At 41.1% G+C, this 18,397-nt stretch carries 17 protein-coding genes and 1 tRNA gene; 12 read left to right on the forward strand and 6 right to left on the reverse strand.

Annotated features, from left to right (window positions below):
• From MJO53_RS06420 to MJO53_RS06455, 8 genes are all read left to right on the forward strand, one after another.
• A complete protein-coding gene (locus MJO53_RS06420; RefSeq protein ID WP_252080908.1) occupies positions 1-1,239 on the forward strand; it encodes a hypothetical protein in 1,239 nt (412 codons plus the stop codon).
• Positions 1,240-1,245: 6 nt separating this feature from the next.
• Positions 1,246-2,352 (forward strand): WG repeat-containing protein, encoded by a 1,107-nt coding sequence (locus MJO53_RS06425; protein WP_252080909.1) that lies wholly within the window; start codon positions 1,246-1,248, stop codon positions 2,350-2,352.
• A gap of 152 nt (positions 2,353-2,504) precedes the next feature.
• Positions 2,505-2,927 carry a hypothetical protein gene (locus tag MJO53_RS06430; protein ID WP_252080910.1) on the forward strand — a complete coding sequence of 141 codons (423 nt, stop codon included), beginning with the start codon at positions 2,505-2,507 and terminating at the stop codon, positions 2,925-2,927.
• Between the two features lie 4 nt (positions 2,928-2,931).
• Positions 2,932-3,705 (forward strand): tetratricopeptide repeat protein, encoded by a 774-nt coding sequence (locus MJO53_RS06435; RefSeq protein WP_252080911.1) that lies wholly within the window; start codon positions 2,932-2,934, stop codon positions 3,703-3,705.
• A 45-nt stretch (positions 3,706-3,750) separates the two neighbouring features.
• A complete protein-coding gene (locus MJO53_RS06440; protein ID WP_252080912.1) occupies positions 3,751-6,513 on the forward strand; it encodes a serine/threonine-protein kinase in 2,763 nt (920 codons plus the stop codon).
• 5 nt (positions 6,514-6,518) lie between these two features.
• Positions 6,519-7,262, forward strand: a complete 744-nt coding sequence (locus MJO53_RS06445; RefSeq protein WP_252080914.1) for a PP2C family protein-serine/threonine phosphatase — start codon at positions 6,519-6,521, stop codon at positions 7,260-7,262.
• A gap of 44 nt (positions 7,263-7,306) precedes the next feature.
• Positions 7,307-8,311: a hypothetical protein gene (locus MJO53_RS06450; RefSeq protein WP_252080916.1), complete on the forward strand. Its 1,005-nt coding sequence runs from the start codon at positions 7,307-7,309 to the stop codon at positions 8,309-8,311.
• Positions 8,312-8,599: 288 nt separating this feature from the next.
• Positions 8,600-9,109 (forward strand): phosphohydrolase, encoded by a 510-nt coding sequence (locus MJO53_RS06455; protein ID WP_252080917.1) that lies wholly within the window; start codon positions 8,600-8,602, stop codon positions 9,107-9,109.
• A 584-nt stretch (positions 9,110-9,693) separates the two neighbouring features.
• On the opposite strand, the gene MJO53_RS06460 is transcribed toward MJO53_RS06455, so the two are convergent.
• From MJO53_RS06460 to MJO53_RS06470, 3 genes are all read right to left on the reverse strand, one after another.
• Entirely contained in the window at positions 9,694-9,861 is a 168-nt protein-coding gene (locus MJO53_RS06460; RefSeq protein ID WP_252080919.1) for a hypothetical protein, read from the reverse strand.
• Between the two features lie 239 nt (positions 9,862-10,100).
• A tRNA-Ala gene (locus MJO53_RS06465) sits at positions 10,101-10,174 on the reverse strand.
• 57 nt (positions 10,175-10,231) lie between these two features.
• The gene (locus MJO53_RS06470; protein ID WP_224836062.1) at positions 10,232-11,029 is read right to left on the reverse strand and encodes a universal stress protein; all 798 of its coding nucleotides are present in this window, start codon (positions 11,027-11,029) and stop codon (positions 10,232-10,234) included.
• Positions 11,030-11,082: 53 nt separating this feature from the next.
• Here MJO53_RS06470 and MJO53_RS06475 point away from each other — a divergent pair, with 53 nt between their 5' ends.
• The 4 genes from MJO53_RS06475 (at position 11,083) to MJO53_RS06490 (ending at position 14,731) form a co-directional block, all read left to right on the forward strand.
• The gene (locus tag MJO53_RS06475; RefSeq protein ID WP_252080920.1) at positions 11,083-11,583 is read left to right on the forward strand and encodes a GNAT family N-acetyltransferase; all 501 of its coding nucleotides are present in this window, start codon (positions 11,083-11,085) and stop codon (positions 11,581-11,583) included.
• A gap of 12 nt (positions 11,584-11,595) precedes the next feature.
• Positions 11,596-12,930, forward strand: coding sequence for an MATE family efflux transporter (locus MJO53_RS06480; protein ID WP_252080921.1), 1,335 nt, complete (start codon positions 11,596-11,598; stop codon positions 12,928-12,930).
• A 34-nt stretch (positions 12,931-12,964) separates the two neighbouring features.
• A complete protein-coding gene (locus MJO53_RS06485; protein WP_252080922.1) occupies positions 12,965-13,732 on the forward strand; it encodes an enoyl-CoA hydratase/isomerase family protein in 768 nt (255 codons plus the stop codon).
• Positions 13,733-13,963: 231 nt separating this feature from the next.
• Positions 13,964-14,731 carry a UDP-2,3-diacylglucosamine diphosphatase gene (locus MJO53_RS06490; protein WP_252080923.1) on the forward strand — a complete coding sequence of 256 codons (768 nt, stop codon included), beginning with the start codon at positions 13,964-13,966 and terminating at the stop codon, positions 14,729-14,731.
• Here the strand turns inward: MJO53_RS06490 and MJO53_RS06495 are convergent.
• The 3 genes from MJO53_RS06495 to MJO53_RS06505 are packed head-to-tail and all read right to left on the reverse strand — an operon-like array spanning position 14,728 to position 18,362.
• The gene (locus tag MJO53_RS06495; protein ID WP_252080925.1) at positions 14,728-15,987 is read right to left on the reverse strand and encodes an MFS transporter; all 1,260 of its coding nucleotides are present in this window, start codon (positions 15,985-15,987) and stop codon (positions 14,728-14,730) included. The two genes, MJO53_RS06490 and MJO53_RS06495, sit on opposite strands and share 4 nt — an antisense overlap.
• A gap of 6 nt (positions 15,988-15,993) precedes the next feature.
• The gene (recJ, locus tag MJO53_RS06500; RefSeq protein ID WP_252080927.1) at positions 15,994-17,682 is read right to left on the reverse strand and encodes a single-stranded-DNA-specific exonuclease RecJ; all 1,689 of its coding nucleotides are present in this window, start codon (positions 17,680-17,682) and stop codon (positions 15,994-15,996) included.
• Positions 17,683-17,690: 8 nt separating this feature from the next.
• Entirely contained in the window at positions 17,691-18,362 is a 672-nt protein-coding gene (locus MJO53_RS06505) for a lysoplasmalogenase (protein WP_252080928.1), read from the reverse strand.
• Positions 18,363-18,397: the final 35 nt, after the last annotated feature.

Consider the following 18,397-nt stretch of genomic DNA (forward strand, 5'->3'; position numbering starts at 1 on the left):
ATGATAGAGGAATTAAAGTACATAGCATTGATAGACAAATACCTTCGAGGTACACTGGCCCCATCGGAAAAAGATGAGGTAGAGGAATTAATGCACCACAATCCCGATTTTGCCAAAGAGGTAAGGGTCTATGAAAAAATATATGAGGGAATAACCAAGAAAGAAAAGGCAGAATTAAAGAACCGCTTACGAAAGTACTATAAAGAGTATCAAGAAAACCAAGAAACTCCAACTTCAGACCGACCAAACGGAAGATATCGAAGACTTTTCATTTATAGTGGGGCAATAGCAGCCTGTTTGATAATCGGTGGGGCCATTTTACTGTTCAATCAGTACGGCCCTTCAACATCAAACACCGAACCCACCGTGGTGGACGTGGATACAACATCCACAATGAAGACCGATTCCATTTTTGATCTGGATGAGGGAAAACTGGTCGAAGAAAATAAGCTGGATAAGCCAGATATTGATAGAGTGCAGGATAATGACAATCTGGTCAATCGAGAGAATACCGATGGTTTACAAAAACACGACAGTGTTCAAAATCCCAACACAGAGAGCGAGGTACAATTGGCTATTGGTGGTTACAAAACCCTTCCAAGCAGAGCGGTAAGAAAATATCAATCCTCTAGGTCCCTTTCCTATACTTTTCATGACGGTGTTTTCAAATTGTACGGTCGTCCATTGATGGGGAAATTGGAAGCCCTGTCCCTTAGGATTTTAAAGAACAAGGAATCTGGCTATTTTCTTAAGTATAAAAACGACTACTATGATCTGGAAAAAACAAAACGGAGGTTACCGTTGATAAAGGTTGATGCAAAGCGCAACAACAAGGGGGTGAATACACTTTTCAATAGACCCATTAAATCAGTTCCATCCCAAGAAGAGGTAACCGTGAACATTGTTGGCGTCCAAAATGCTTCAACTGTCCTATCGGAATTGTTGGTTAGGTTTGATAATGACAATAGTGGAGAACAAACATATTTTTTCAATAAAGAAGAACGGCAGTTGGAACTTATAATCCAAGCCGATCTGGATTTGGAAAAGGCAATGGTATACCGTGTGGAAGAAGCTGGACGATATTACTATTACCTGGTCCAGGACAGTCAAATTTATGCTTTGGATGAAGATGCAAAAGATGCGACGCCCTTAGTTACCGTTGATATTACCAAGAACAGATTGGCACGACTTTTTATAACAAGGGAACCCATAAAAACAGTAGTTTACGAAGAAAGATAAATGGGAATGGAAAAAAGAGACAAAATCCTTGCCCCGGCTCTCGTTCGCGGAAAATGGGGATATATCAATAAAGCGTGCGATTTTGAAATACCGCTCCAATTTGATAGGGCCTTTGGTTTTTATGAAGGCTTAGCGAAGGTAGTGCTTGGAGAAAAATGCGGCTTCATAAATACTGTGGGAGAATTCGTGATTCCTCCCATTTTTGACATAGATGGTTCCTATAATTTTTTTAATGATGGTTTTGTCAAGTTAAAACTAGAAGAGAAGTCCTTCATAGCAAATACAGATGGAGAAGAAATCGACGTAAGTAAATTTGAAGAAATTTATGGGTTTTCAGAAGGTCTGGCCGCGGTCAAAACAAATGGAAAATGGGGATACATCAATAAACTTGGCGAAATGGTCATACCCCCAAAGTATAGCACTACCTACGAATTTCAAGAAGGTTTGGCCGAAGTCGAATTAAATGGGAAATGGGGCTACATCGACAAAATAGGTAACGAGATCATTTCTTTAAAGTATACCGATGCCTCGGAATTTTCAGAAGGTTTGGCCCGTGTAGAATTTGGAAACGGTTATGGTTTTATAGACAAGAGGGGCAATGAAACAATTCCTGGCAAATATGAGCATGCCAGTATATTTTCTGAGGGCAGGGTTGCCGTGGCGAAAGATAAATATTGGGGATATCTTGATTCCCAAGGAAATCCCATTACTGAATTTAAATATAATGAGGAATCCCCATTCCATTATGTGCTCAATGAACCCCAAGCTTTTTCTGAAGGCCTGGCAGCGGTTCAATTCAGTAACAAATATGGTTTCATCAATTCAGATGGAATCGAGGTCATACCATTCAAGTTTTCTATGACTCATGGTTTTAAAGACGGGTTTGCTTTCGTTGTCAATTCCCTTGGAGGCTTTATAAATAGTGATGGGGATGAGGTAGTTCCTCTAAGGTACTGGGAAGCCAAAAGGTTTTCCTACGGTTTGGCCCCGGTCAAATTTGAAAAAAAATGGGGCGCGGTGAATACCGACGGCGATGAGGTCATTCCTGTAAGCCTTGATTATTTGGGAATTTTCAGAAAATGCAGCTCACCCTTTGAACGGATAAAAGAATAGAGGTCGTAAAAAAGATGACATTTTCATTTTATGGTTATACATGTATGTAAACATGAACCAAACAGAAGATGAAGACCTTAAATTACATAAGCTTTAAATTACCCCCACTTTTATTGATTATTTCCTTCGTATTCTGCTTCCTAATATCAGGGATGAAACATGGATATACCCAAAATGCACAAGAACAACGGTCAGTCATAGGATTTCACTGCTCTTTTTTCGGCAGACCAACAAAGTTGGTTTTGGAAATGGAGTTGGCCATAAAAAGATCGGAACATGAAAAGATCCGTAAGCTGCTTTTCTCGAATGATACCGGAAAAAGATATTTGGCGGTAGTGCTATGTGAGGCATTGGAAGAACAAAAAGTTATCAAATTGACCAATTTGGAGAAACTTTACGTTAAAGGTCTCTATGATTCGGAAAGCGAGGTATCGTTTTGTGCTGGTTGTGCATTTTTCGAATCGCACAGTTTTAGGGACTTGCTCGGAGAGCATACCCGGTTTGGGGAAGAAGCCAGGAAATGGGCTTTCAAAAAAGTAAGTAGATCAAACTCTAATTATAACCATAAAAGCTGAAATAATGAAAAAATTTGTTTTGATAGTATTCTTAATGGCCCTCGTTCCAAACATAGCCATGGCCAAAAGGGTCAGGGGTCTTTTCGGAAAAAGCGAACGCATAGAAAAAATTATGGATGTAGACATAAAGGGTTCGAATGGGGAAGATCTTTATTTAGGATATAAGACCACTTCCCAATTCTTCTTTATGGGAGTATACATAAAGGATGATGGCTACGTTTTGGGCATTAGGGGAAAGTTTGGATCGTACTATCCACTGGATAACCAACAACTTTTATCCTTTCAAGAAAACGGTAGTCTCCCGAATCCTATGCCGTCTTACGAAATACCATTTACGGATTGGCTATGGGGTTTTTCTCTTTGGATATTAATGGTAATATTGGCGGTGATTTGGTTCTTTCCAAAAAGCGGAAAGTCCCTTTTTGAAAGGGGTTGCACATACTATTTTGGGAAAAATGTCAAAGTGGACTATTCCAAGGCTTTTGCATACTTTCAAAAATCGGCAAAAAAGAAATATGCCCCGGCGATATTCAATTTGGGAATCATGCACCTCAAGGGCCAGGGAGTGCCAAAAGACATCCAGCAAGCCGTTCCGCTATTTGAACAAGCATCGGATATAGGAAACACCAATGCAAATGTGACATTGGGCAACCTCTACTATGAAGGGGTGGAAATTCCGAAAGACTTGGGCAAGGCGAAGGTATGGTTCAACAAAGCTTGTGGACAAGGCCATGATGGGGCATGCAAAATGGTGGCTCATATCCAAGAACAACATTGATTTTTAGTACATTTAGAAAACGACCGAACAAACAACAAAAAACCTATGATACTATCACATTATGAGTGGGACCCTGAAAAAGACCTAATCGCGGAAGGTGGATTTGCCGAGGTTTTCAAGGCACGTGATTTAAATACCGAAGGCAGGTATGTGGCACTAAAGATTTACAAAGAAGCCGTATCCAGGGGTACACAAGGGAGTACGGGACAGAAAAAGTACAGTCTGGAACAGGAGTTCTCCAAAATTGATGGGCTTTCTCATACGCATCTGATCACTTATTATGATCTCGAGTACATTGTCCACAAAGATGCCATGGGAAGAAATGCCAGCTATCCAGTTCTTATTATGGAATATGCTGGGGAGGGCACCTTAGCCCAGGCCATACAAAAAGGCCTGTCCCTAGAGGATTCCGAAAAAATCATTTTGGAAGTCGCCCAAGCCGTGGATTATCTTCATGGACAGGGTATCATTCATAGGGATTTAAAGCCTGGCAATGTTCTTTTCGGCAAGGATAGAGGCGGAAATAGAGTTTCCAAAATAACGGATTTTGGTATCAGTCAAGATGTCCTATCCGAAAAAACCATCCAACAGTCCATGACCGAGGGGGTAGGAACACCCCATTATATGGCCCCTGAGCAGTTCTTCAAAAAGAAGTTTGGATTGAATGGTGAAATCGGTGAACGAACGGACGTTTGGGCCTTGGGAATCATGTTTTACAAGATGTTGACGGGTAAATTACCTTTTGGTCATGGCAGTAAGGACTATGAACTGACCAGGGATAGTATCATTGGTGAAGAACCGGATTACTCGGAAGTTCCAGAAAAATATAAAGCCATTTTACGCACCAGTCTTGAAAAAAATGCCATAGATAGATTTTCCTCTGTCTCCGGCTTCGTACGTGCGGTGAACGAAATCGATGATGGCGAGGGCACCATTTTTATTCCTTCAAATATATCCAAGGACAAAGGTAAAAGGGGAAAAAGGAAAAAGGTCTGGCCTGCCCTGATAACATTCTTTTTGGTTTTGGGACTGGGCTTCGGGGGCTACGCTTTTTATCGCTCCAACAAGATAAATACGCTTTTGGCAGATGGGTGGAACCTTTATAAAGAAGGCAAATTCAAAGAGGCCTATGACATCTTTATTAAGGCCTCCGACTATGGGTCCGGAGAAGCCTTTTATTTCCTTTCCAGATTCAATCAAAATGGGTACGGGACAGAGGTCGATTACGAAAAGGGCTTTGAATATGCGGATATGGCCATTGATGCAGGATATGACCTGGCGAACTTTAATCATGGATGGGCCTATCAGAACGAACTCGGTGTGGATATGGACACGGTCGAGGCCAAAAAATTCTATGGAAAGGCAAAGAACAGCATTGTGACTCTAAGCGATGATGGCAACCCAGAGGCTCTAAATCTAAGGGGGTTAATGCACTTTTTTGGTTTTGTTATGGAAAAGGACGCGAGTAAGGCAAAACTGTATTATGAAAAAGCTTCTAGTAAGGGCCATCCAGCTGCAATCGAAAACCTAGCAATCCTCAATACGTCTGAAAAAAATTATAAGGAAGCGTTCGAGGGGTATGAAAAATGCGCGTCCATCGGCAGGTATTCTGGATATCGGGGCATGGCAAATATGTACAGGTTTGGTCAGTATGTGGCCAAAGATACTGTGAAGGCTTTGGAACTATTTACAATCGCTGCTGAGAACGAGGATATTATTTCCCAATTTAATCTGGGCATTTTCTATAAAAATGGAGTATTGGCTAAAATGGACCGCATAAAGGCAATACAATGGTTGACCAAAGCGGCAGATAAAGGACATTTGGGAGCTCAAAATGAATTGGGCACTTTATATTTCACCGACAAGAATTATCAAGAGGCCAAGAAATGGTTCCAATTGGCGGCCGATAAGGGAAATACGTTCGGAATGCACAATATGGGTCTTCTGCACTATTATGGATGGGGTATTACAAAAGACATAAAAAATGCAAAAGGTTGGTACCAAAAAGCCGCTGACAAAGGGTATGCCAACTCACAATACATGATGGCCAAAATCCTTGAATATGGGGAAGCGGATGGAACCATAGATCTGCCCAAGGCAATAAAATATTATGAGCTTGCCGCTGGTCAAAATCAAGGTTCAGCTCTTTACGCTTTAGGCAGATTATATTATGAAGGAAAAGGAATAAACAAGGATTACGAAAAGGCCAAAGAATTTTTTACCAAATCAGCGGCCCAAGATATTTTAGCTGCAGACTTCATGTTAGGCACTATGGCTGAAAAGGGTTTGGCTGGGCCTGTAGACTATTTGGAAGCCGAAAGAAGGTATCTCAATGTAGCTACTAAAGGCCATCTCGAAGCCCAAATAAAATTGGCTGACCTGTATTACGACCTCAAGTTGGGCAAGGACAAAAAAGGAAATGCTACCCCGTGGTATTTGAAAGCCGCAGAAAATGGTGACTTGCACAGCCAATACAGGGTGGCGGTGATGTATTACAATGGCAAATATTATTACGCTGCCAAAAAATGGTTCCAAAAGGCGGCCGATCGAAATCATGCCAATGCGCAAAGTTATCTCGGCTATATGTACGACAGTGGCCTCGGAGGGTCTAAAAACATGAAACGGGCTTTTGAACTATATCAAAAGTCTGCCAAAAATGGTGATCGAGTCGGAATGTATAACCTAGCCTCTTGTTACTATAGTGGCCTTGGAACCGGAAAAAACACCTATCTGGCAAAAACCTGGTTTCAACGATCTTGTGAAAAGGGGTATAAAAAAGCCTGTGATTGGGTTGTTAAAAAATATTGAAGAAAATGGAAATTCAACTACCGGTCCGTTGCAATGAAATAGGCAGTAGGGAATCAAATGAGGATACCATATACCCTGCAATTCCAACCAAGGATTCCCGTCTGTTCATGGTATGTGACGGTGTCGGTGGCCAGGCCAAAGGTGAATTGGCATCCCGTCTGGTGTGTAACGAAATGGCTTCCTTTATCAAAGATAACCCTTCCAGGGGAGTGCAAGATCCAGCCTATTGGTCGAAAGCCCTAGAATTTGTGGAAAATACCTTCCGTGAACATTTAAGAAACTTTCCGGAATCAAAGGGCATGGCAAGTACATTGAGTCTTTTGTATATATCAGACCAAGTTGGAAAAGTGCAGATAGCTTGGTTAGGTGATAGCAGGATATACCATATTCGTGATGGAGAAGTGCTCTACCGCACCAAGGACCATTCAGTTGTGGAGGCAATGTTGGATATGGGAGAGATTACGCCGCGGGAAGCAAGGAACCATCCCAAACGGCATATCATTACGAGGGCAATCAATGGCCTGAACCCATCCAAAGTAGATGTGAAAACCATCGAAAATCTTCAAGAGAATGATTTCTTTATGCTCTGTTCCGATGGAATCCTCGAGAATATAGACGAGGAAAAAATTGGAAAGTTGTTTAAAAAGGAAATTCCTGTTGAGAAAATATCAGCAATGATAACGGCCGAGGCAAAGGGAAACACGAAGGATAATTACTCCTTTTACCTAATAAAAATTGATAAGATATAGGTACTGCTTTGAGCCTTAAAAACTTCTATAGAAAATTTGAACCGATGAAAAATACGTATTTAAAAAATTCAGTCCTTATAATGATAGTTATGTTCCTTAGTTCCTTTGATTACCCTGTTGAACAACATCCAATCAATATTAAAAAGAGCGGCGATTCCATGGAACTGAATACAGAAGGATTATACTATGCAGAGTTCTTTGACTATATCTTTCGGGGGCATTTTGAAAACATTGAAATGACCAGGGAGGACATGGAATTCCTATCTTTATTCAGTCAATATCTAAGGGCTTTTGGAAAGCATTGCCCTCAAGCACTACCCTATGATAAAGTTGAGATTATGGAAGATGTTTGCGTTAGGGAACGAGTCAAAACCGATGTTTTCGGGGTGGAGACGGATAGGACATGCGTACAGTGGGAAACCGTGGGTACAGGAATCTATGCACGTCCTCAACTTTACGGGGCTTATTTGACCGTTCGTGACATACAGAACAGAAACGCACTAAAGACTACTATTGAGATTATGACCGATCCCAACGCCATGGGAAATACCGTTGATATGGCCCATAAAGCCAAAGGTCTGGCAACGGATATGACCATGATCTTCAATCTTAATCCCTGTTCCAGTCCCTCTATTGAGCGCCTTGAAGAGAATTTGCGATTGTTTGCATTGGACCGGCCGGCAATTCGAATGAAGGAGCGCAGCAAATATGAAAAAATAAAAAATTCAGGAGGGCCAAGTGGTGACCAAGACTTTGAAAGATTGATAGACGACCTAGTGGACGACCAGGCAAAAACTTGGGCATTCAATCGTTACGTTCCAAACAGTGTATCCGGTGTAAAAAAATATACAAATGCCAGAGGAAGACCCACAGAGCTGGTCGCAAATTACAGATACAACGGGTTCAAAACCAACAGTCCAGGAACTGTTAGGATCACCTTTGAAAAAGGTATTCCGAAATGTATCTATTTCTCCGATTTCCCGAATAATTGTAAAACACCAAATGCATCCATATTGGCTTCTTATGCGAAAGGAGAATATTCCAGGTAGATTTTTTGTGGAGATTCCTTTTTTAATGAAATTTATCAATATACTCCTATGGTTCAAAACATGAAAACCTGATTGAAAGAACATCTATGCCTCCATCCACTAGTAGTTGGAGAATGATATAAATGATATTCCCATTGGTTTTGGGAAGCAAAAAGTGAAAAAGAATCAGGATATTTACTCAAGTTTTAATGTAATGACTATTTGGGTTTTCTCTTTTCTTAAAACAAATTTTGAATTCCTTGAGAAGGTGACCATAATTCTCCAAAGACAAAAATAGACCATACAATTATGGATATACTGGAAAGAACAAAAGACTACGCTATCAGAAAACATAAAAGTGTAAATCAAAAATATGGCGAACATGATTATGATTTTCATTTAAACATGGTGTTTGAAACAGCTTTGAAATTTATACACTTGATAGAATTTGATGAACGGGAAAATGTATTGGCTGCTTGTTGGGTACACGATATTATTGAAGATGCAAGAGAGACCTACAACGATGTCAAGAGGGAGACAAATGAAACAATTGCTGAACTTGCTTATGCCTTGACAAATGAAAAGGGACGGACCAGGCAGGAGCGGGCCAATGACAAATACTATAAGGGAATCAGAGAGACCAAAAATGCTTCATTCATAAAGTTTTGCGATAGAATTGCCAATGTAACTCATTCAAAAAATAATGGTTCAAGGATGTTTGAAAAATACAAAGTTGAGAATGAGGCTTTTATAACCAAAATATTTGTTCCCGAATGCGAAGAAGTCTCTGAATACTTAAAAAAAATATTGGAGGAGTAATATGATATCAACTATAAAAAAACGGAACACTCACTTTTTTGTTTAAGATTGATATTTTTTAAGCTGATTCAATTAGTCCTACAAAAACGGTAAAAGTTGGCATTAAGGCTATTTTAATATCATATTTTTCTTTAATAGTCATCGTGAAGATTTAAAACATCAATGTTTTTATTTCGTAAAGGACTCGCCGAATCCGTTGAAATCTTTCCTTTTAATGGAAAGGTGTGTATAAGGGAGAACAGCCACAGTGGTGAACATTTGTTATACATCCCAAAGAATAAGGAAGAATATTAGTTGAAAAACCTGAGGTAGAAAAATCTTCTAAAAAGATTATTTCTATGGATAAGGAAAGAGAAATTGTCCCAAAAGCAACTGAAGGAAAAACTTATTGCACAATTAACCGAAACCTTCTTTTACAATGACAAAAATCCTATGGTAAACAATCATTTCTTTTTCAAGAAGTATGAGCTTAAATTGGACGAGGAATATTGGCCAGATTCGGATAGGTTATAAAGGAATATTTCTTAGAAACCTTACTCAAATATTTTTAAACCTTACACAGTGTTGTAGTCGTTCGTGCTCACCTAAGAATTGAACTTCTTTTTGAAGTTTTTTAAAAGATTTCTTGGTCCGAAGAATTTAAAGGAATCTGCTGGTTTTTCACTCCAGTCTTTCACAACGGGCGATTTAAGGAACGGTTCTCCAATAATTACTACTTTCCCAGAGTTAGTCTCAATGGTGGTTTCTTTCATGGTTTCGTAAATTCACCTTTTATGGGACATAGCTTTTTAAAGCTAAGAAGAAGTTAAGAATGTAATAGATGATGTGATACTCTTTCAAAAATATACTCCAAAGAGTGAAAAACATCAAAACAGACCAGTTTATATCATAAAAAACTAAGTTTAATTTGAAACCAAAATTGCGTGCAAATTGCGTGCAAATGAAAAAAGCTTCAAAAGTCATAAACTCTTGAAGCCCTTGTAAACATTAGTGGAGAATACCGGATTCGAACCGGTGGCCTCTTGCCTGCCAGGCAAGCGCTCTAGCCAACTGAGCTAATCCCCCAAGGAGAGCGCAAAATAAATACTTTTTTCCGAAACTATCAAAAATTGCATTACTTCCCTAATCTTTTTTAACACTGAGCACCAATACCGGTATCTTAACAAAGAACTCCGATTTTTGTATGGTATTCTTTTCCCATAGTTTTTTAAAGAACCCACGCTTTCTTCGGAACACGCATAGCATATCCGGTTGTTCCTTTTGGAAATATTCCGTTACCCCTAAATACGTTGTACCGTTCTCGGTAATGGTCAATTGGGAGCTCAAATCCATCAAGGCAGTGTTAACTTTTAAGTCATCCTCGGTATAACCTGGTCTCTTTACCAACAATAAGCTTATTTCCGATCTAAACTTGTTTTTGATAATGATCAAAGGGTTCAAAATACTACTACGCTTCAAAATACCGGACCCAAAGGCCGTTAAAATCTTTTTGACAGGTTTAAAAGTTGTTCCCTTTGGAACGATCAAGGTCGGGATCTCGGTCTGTTTGATAATTCTTCCAGATGTGTTGCCCAAATAAAGTTCTTCTTTAATATCATTACTTCTCGGGGCAATAATGATCAAGTCAATGCCAAGTTCTTTGTTAATGCTCTTCAAACCATCGATAATATCGCCATTATAGGTCGCTATTTTTATCTCAACACCTTTGGTGTCTACTTGATCTATAACTCCTTTTAACTGTTCCTTGCTACTTTTTGCTACTTTTTCTTCCACATTCGCCAAACTCCCTACGGCAGTAGTCACGGAAAAAACATCCATAACATAGATCATAGCCCCGAATTCGGAAGCAAAATCAACCGCATATTGTAAGGTTTGAGAAGCATTTGGAGAAGTTCCAATAGGTACAAGTATATTGTTCATGGTTTGGTGATTATGATTAAACCTTAAATTTACAATTAAATTGAAACGAATCAATGATAAGACGAGCAAAGATTTCCGAAATCACCGACATCTTGTCGATTACCAAGGCCTGTGCCGTAAAAATGCAACAAAATGGAATTTTTCAATGGAACGAACATTACCCCTCCAAACAAGCCTTTTTAAAAGACATTCAGCGCAACGAACTCTACGTGATTGAAGAAAACCACATTATTTTGGGCACTATCGTCATATCAACTTTAATGGACGACGAGTACATACCCATACAGTGGCTTACACCTAATGGCAACAGCTCGTATATCCATCGTTTATCAGTCCATCCGGATCATCAAGGAAAAGGGTTGGCCCAAGGGCTAATGGACTTTGCTGAAAGCCATTCCAAGAAAAATGGATTTGTATCGGTGCGGTTGGACACCTTTTCCCAGAACAAAAGAAACCAAAGATTTTACGAACAACGGGGATATCAAAAACTAGGCGACATCTTCTTTCCAAAACAAAGCGAACATCCCTTTCATTGTTATGAATTAGTGCTGTAACTTGCACCCGATTTGAGCAAAGAGGTAAATTTTAGGAGCATTAACCAATTGGCGGTTCCCGCTACCATATCGGGCATTGCAGAACCTATACTGTCCATTACCGATACCGCTATTGTTGGCAATATTCCGGTAGACGGACTTGAATCTTTGGCTGCGGCCGGTATAGTGGGCTCCTTTTTGTCGATGCTGATTTGGGTTTTGGGCCAGACCCGAAGTTCCATTTCCGCCATTATATCACAATATTTGGGAGCAGGAAGATTGGACGAGGTAAAAAATATGCCCGCACAAGCCATTTTTCTCAACATCTGTTTAAGCATCATTGTGTTGATCACCACTATTTTTGTAATTGAAGAGATTTTTTCGCTCTTCAATGCATCGGGAAAAATATTGGAGTATTGTGTCTCCTATTATTCCATTCGGGTTTGGGGATTTCCGCTTACCCTGTTCACCTTTGCCATTTTTGGTATCTTCCGGGGTTTGCAAAACACCTTCTACCCAATGGTCATCGCCATGCTTGGGGCAGGACTTAATATTGTACTCGATTTTGTGTTTGTTTATGGTATTGAAGGTTTTATCCCTGCACTATATTTGGAAGGTGCCGCATGGGCCAGTTTGATTGCACAGGCCATTATGGCGCTTTTGGCACTATTCTTTTTAATGAAGAAAACGGATATCAGCCTAAAGTTGACCCTCCCGCTGAACAAAGAGATCAAACGACTCATTTTTATGAGCCTTAACCTTTTTGTAAGAACCTTGGCCCTAAATGCTGCGTTGATGTTGGCCGTTCGAGAAGCCACTACTTTAGGAGATTGCTTTATCGGGGCACATACCATTGCTGTTAACCTATGGTTGTTCGCCGCATTTTTTATTGATGGTTATGCCGCAGCAGGCAACAGTATGGGCGGTAAACTTTTGGGAGCCGAAGATTATGATGGCCTTTGGAATTTGGCCAAAACAATATTCAAGTACGGAATGATCGTAAGTCTGGCCCTTATGTGCTTCGGATTTATTTTTTATCGACCCATTGGTCAACTTTTTTCGAACGAGGAAATCGTGCTCAACACCTTTTACAGCATTTTTTATATTGTAATCTTAGGACTTCCCATGAACACCTTGGCCTTTATTTTTGATGGGATTTTTAAGGGTATGGGCGAAATGAAATACCTGAGAAATGTACTCCTTGCCGCCACCTTTTTGGGGTTTATCCCCTGTCTTTACCTGGGCATGTATTTAGGTCTTGGTTTTTACGCCATTTGGATCGCTTTTATTGTTTGGATGATGATTCGCGGATTCTCACTGGTCTGGAAATTTAGAAGAAAGTTCCGGCCCTTGGTTCAAAACCCTTAATTTAGTATCCAAAGACATCTGATAACTAAATTGAATGACAACTGATAGAACCAACGGAAGTTTATATACTCGAATAGAAAACAGGATCGCTACGGTCGAATTTGGCCATCCGGCAAGCAATTCTTTTGTTTCGGAGCTTTTGGCACGACTGGCCAAGGAGTTAGTTGCACTAGGGGAAAATAATGAAGTTTCCGTTATTGTCTTAAAATCAGAAGGGGAACGGGCCTTTTGCGCCGGCGCTTCTTTTGATGAACTGGTGGCAGTTTCCAATTTAGAAGAAGGAAAACAGTTCTTCAGCGGATTTGCCCATGTGATCAATGCCATGCGCAAATGTCCCAAACCCATTATCGGCCGGGTGCAAGGGAAAACTGTTGGTGGCGGAGTCGGATTGGCCTCGGCCTGCGATTATGTGCATGCTACCGAAGCAGCGGCAATCAAACTATCCGAGATTTCCATAGGAATAGGTCCGTTCGTAATTGCCCCTGCGGTGGAACGTAAAATGGGAAAGGCGGCTTTGGCAGAACTCACTTTGTATCCCACAGAATGGAAAAATGCCTATTGGGCCAAAGAACAGGGACTTTATGCCAAGGTATACGGTTCCATTTCCGAAATGGACAAAGAACTGGACATTCACCTGCAAAAGTTGGCGAGCTATAATCCCGAAGCCCTTGCTGAAATGAAAAAAGTGCTTTGGCAAGGAACCGAGCATTGGGACGACTTATTGTTGGTGCGTGCCGAAGCCTCCGGAAGATTGGCACTATCGCCCGATACTAAAAAAGCATTGGAAAAGTTTAAAAAGTAGTTGTGTGCTCTCTAATTATAAAAATATGCGTCACCCTGAACTAGTTTCAGGGTCTCATTAAAAAGATAAAGTTGTGAGATGCTGAATCAAGTTCAGCATGACGGTTTAAAACGAGAGAAGAATTATAAAATTTAGAATATGAATGATTTAGTTTTCCCCATACTCGCGCTCTTTGTGATTGTGGTATATGTGGTCAACAGAATACGAAGCAACCGACGTTACAAAAAATAAATGAAGAACATTGCCCTGCCTAAAGGCAAAAAAGTCTATTTCGCGAGCGATAACCATCTCGGAGCACCCACTCGAAAGGATAGTCTCCCCCGTGAAAAAAAATTTGTAGCTTGGCTGGATTCCATAAAAGATGATGCCGCTGCCATTTTTTTAATGGGCGACCTTTTTGATTTTTGGTTCGAGTACAAAACTGTGGTTCCCAAAGGCTTTACCCGCACCTTGGGAAAACTGGCCGAGCTATCGGACATGGGCATCCAAATTACCTATTTTGTGGGCAACCATGATCTATGGATGAACGGCTATTTTGAGGAAGAACTCAATATTCCCGTTTACCACAAACCACAGCAGTTCCTTATCAACGACGCTTCCTTTTTTATCGGACATGGGGATGGATTGGGTCCTCACGATAAAGGTTTCAAACGAATGAAGAAAGTGTTCACCAATCCCTTGGCCAAATGGCTTTTTAAATGGTTGCACCCTGATTTGGGTGTTCGCTTAGGGCAACATCTTTCCGTGAACAACAAGGTTATTTCTGGAGATGCGGATGCTACATTTTTGGGTGAGGACAAAGAATGGCTGATTTTATATGCCAAGCGCAAACTGGAGCAACAACACTATGACCATTTTATTTTTGGTCATCGACACCTGCCCATGGAAATCAAACTCAACGAAAAATCCACCTACACCAATCTTGGGGATTGGATTTCCTATTATACCTATGCCGTTTTTGATGGTGAAAAATTGACTTTGGAGAAACTGCAGGGTTAATCCTCCTTTTCATGTTCATCAATGTCTTTTTGAAGATCCAGTCGGCGAAAGGTCGGTGAAACAATCGCGGTTGTTCCAGCGGTCAAAAGCGTCATGCACCCACCGAAAACCACTGCTGTAACCGTTCCCAATAATTTGGCCGCCAATCCACTTTCAAATGCCCCCAACTCGTTGGACGACCCAACGAACATAGAATTCACAGATGCGACCCTTCCTCGCATATTGTCCGGCGTTTTCAATTGTAAAATAGTCTGCCGTATGATCATGGAAACACCATCCACCGCACCACTCAAAAACAAGGCTATTACGGATAGCCAAAACAATTCCGACAGTCCAAATACGATAATACAAATACCAAAAGCAAAAACGGCCATCAATAATTTTTTACCTGCTTTTTTATGCAATGGAAACCGTGTTGAGCCAAGCATGGTTATGGAAGCCCCTACCGCTGGGGCTGCACGTAAAATCCCAAAGCCTTCGGAACCCACATGTAAAATATCCTGAGCATATACTGGCAACAGTGCAACAGCGCCACCGAATAAAACAGCGACCATGTCTAAGGTCAGGGCTCCAAAAATGGCCTTGTTCCCAAAAACAAACTTGAGTCCATCTCGTAAACTTTGAAATACCGGCTCACCGATTTTTGGATTTAAGATTGGTTTTCTCGGTATTTGGAACAAGAAAATAAGTGCAAGTACCGAAAACCCAAAAATAAGGCACATGCTCCAATGTACCCCGATCCAACTGATCGAGAACCCGGCCAAGGCCGGACCCAAAACAGATGCCAACTGCCATGTGGAACTGCTCCATGTTGCGGCATTGGGGTATATTTTTTTGGGAACGATCAAAGCGATCAAAGAGAAAATTGTAGGGCCCAAAAACGAACGCACAAACCCGCCCAAAAAAACCAAGGCATAAATCGAGTACAGTATGGTTTTAGATTCCCAAGAATCTTCAAGCCCGGGCCAGCTCAACAAGAACAGCCCAAGACTGATTACCGAGAATCCAGCAATGCAAGTCACCAAAAGGTTTCGCTTTTCCCGCTGATCTACAATATGTCCGGCAAACAGGGCCATACTCACCGCAGGAATCACTTCCATCAACCCGATAATGCCTAGTGAAAGTGGGTCCTTGGTCAAGGAATACACTTGCCATTCTATCACAATAAACTGCATGGACCATGCAAAGACCATGGCAAAACGTACCAATAAAAATATGTTGAATTCCTTATAACGAAGTGCTGCGTAGGGGTCCATAAATTGCTAGCGAATATCTCTTAGTTTTAACTGAAGGCTCACCGTTCCGTTCCATTCATTTTCATCCAACGAAAATACGGCATCAAATGGTTTTATGCTTTTAACTCGTGTCAATTTATTGCCCAAATTAAACCCAATTGCGCCAATGGGATTGGAACCGGGCTGATAGAGACTGCATTTCAAGTGCTTTTCGCCCTGTCCCACCCCTCGGGCATGGCCGGTATCCTTTAAACCTTCTGCCATAAAAACAGGTGCCATGTTACCCGGTCCAAATGGGGCGAATTGCTTTAAGATCCGCATTAGTTTTGGTGTGATTTGATGCATTGAAATTTTTGCGTCGATAGAAATTTCGGGCTGCAACAATTTTGGGTCAATTGATTCAGAAACTACTTTTTCAAACTGCTTTTTGAAGAGTTCGTACTGTTCTTCCAATAGGGTAAGTCCTGCTGCATACATATGTCCGCCAAACTGCTCCAAGCAATCTGAACAGCCTTCAAGGGCATTGTAAATATCAAACCCCTTGACCGAACGTGCCGAAGCAGCCAATTTGTCCCCACTTTTGGTAAACACCAAAGTGGGCCGATAATAGGTTTCTGTTAATCTAGACGCCACAATTCCTATGACTCCCTTATGCCAATTTTCGTTATAGACCACAGAAGTGAACTTGTCCTCTTCTCGATTTTCTTGTATTTGCACCAAGGCCTCTTGTGTGATCTCTTGGTCCAAACTCCGTCTTTCGGTATTGAACGATTCAATTTCCGATGCAAAACGTTGTGCTTGCAAAAAATTGGTTTCGGTTAACAACTCTACAGCGTGTTGGCCATGCTTCATCCGTCCTGCGGCATTGATCCGAGGTGCCAAGATGAACACTACATCCGTAATGGTAAGTTCGCGCTTTTTGGTCTGATCGATCAATGCTTTGATCCCGGTTCTCGGGTTTTCGTTGATGACCATTAACCCGTAATAGGCCAGAACCCGGTTTTCTCCCGTAATCGGAACTATGTCCGCGGCAATGGCGGTGGCCACTAAATCCAGGTAAAGCAAAATGTCGTCGATGGTCTTTCCTTGCTGATCGGCCAGAGCCTGAATCAATTTAAAGCCAACGCCGCATCCGCAAAGCTCCTTGTAAGGATATGCACAATCCTCTTGTTTTGGATCCAAAATCGCCACTGCTTCCGGTAAATCTTTCCCCGGTCGGTGATGATCACAAACGATCACGTCAATACCTTTGTCCTTGGCATAAGCAATCTGCTCAATGGCCTTGATGCCGCAATCCAGGGCAATCATAAGGCCAATATCATTGTCGGCGGCAAAATCGATCCCTTTAAACGAAATTCCGTAGCCTTCAGCATAGCGATCGGGAATATAAGTCGCGACATTAGGGTGGGTTTCTTGCAAATAAGAGCTCATCAGGGCTACCGAAGTGGTTCCGTCCACATCGTAATCCCCATAGACCAAAATGTTTTCACCATTGGCAAAAGCTTGCTCAATGCGCTCCACTGCCTTTTGCATTCCCTTCATTAAAAAAGGGTCGTGCAAATGGGTTAACTCTGGTCGGAAAAAGCTTTTGGCCTCCTCATAATTGGTCACTCCTCGTTGGATCAACAATTGGGCAATTAAATCATCAACTCCCAATGCTTCGGAAAGATCATCAATGCTTTTTTGTTCTGGTTTTGGTTTTACGGTCCAGCGCATATTAGGTATTAGTTTGATGTTGGGACGTTGCTTTTAAATCTTTTAACGAGTGAAAATGTAATAAAAATGTGGGCCAGGTAGTAGGTAGGTGTAATCAGAAAATCGAACGAATGATAACCCACGAATTCTTTGAATGCAATTATAGTATCCGAAAAAATAATCAGTACAATTCCAAAAATAAAGCTTCTTTTAGCGGCCAGGTCTCCTTTTATCCCCATGGCCGCGCCCAAAGAAAAACAAGAAATGAGCAAATACACCAAAGATGCAATCATCAACGTAACATCTGTAAAAGTGGGATAGAGCACTAAAAAGAAAAATGCCAAATAGATAGTCAAAACAATCGCAGTAAACATTCCTCTTATACGACCGTTCCGCAATGCGTAGAGCAAATACCCCAAGTGGGCCAAAAAAAACAGGGCGATTCCCTTTACGAACATGGTGCTATCACCGTTCATATGGGATAAAAACCAATCCCCGATTATGGAAAATAAAAAAGCTCCGATTATCCACCAAGCTTCTTTAATCCTAGATTTGTCCACAATACCCATGATGAGGATAATAACAGCCCCCATACCTGCCGTACCGGACTTAAAAACAAAGTTTTCGGTCGTAACCCCCAACATTGCAAGAATCACGGAAACCGCTAGCAGTACATATAACCCATTCTTTTTTAGCCACATTTGATTTATATTTTACAAGTAAAAACATGTAGGAT

The organism is Flagellimonas marinaquae (assembly GCF_023716465.1).
Lineage (GTDB): Bacteria > Bacteroidota > Bacteroidia > Flavobacteriales > Flavobacteriaceae > Flagellimonas > Flagellimonas alginolytica.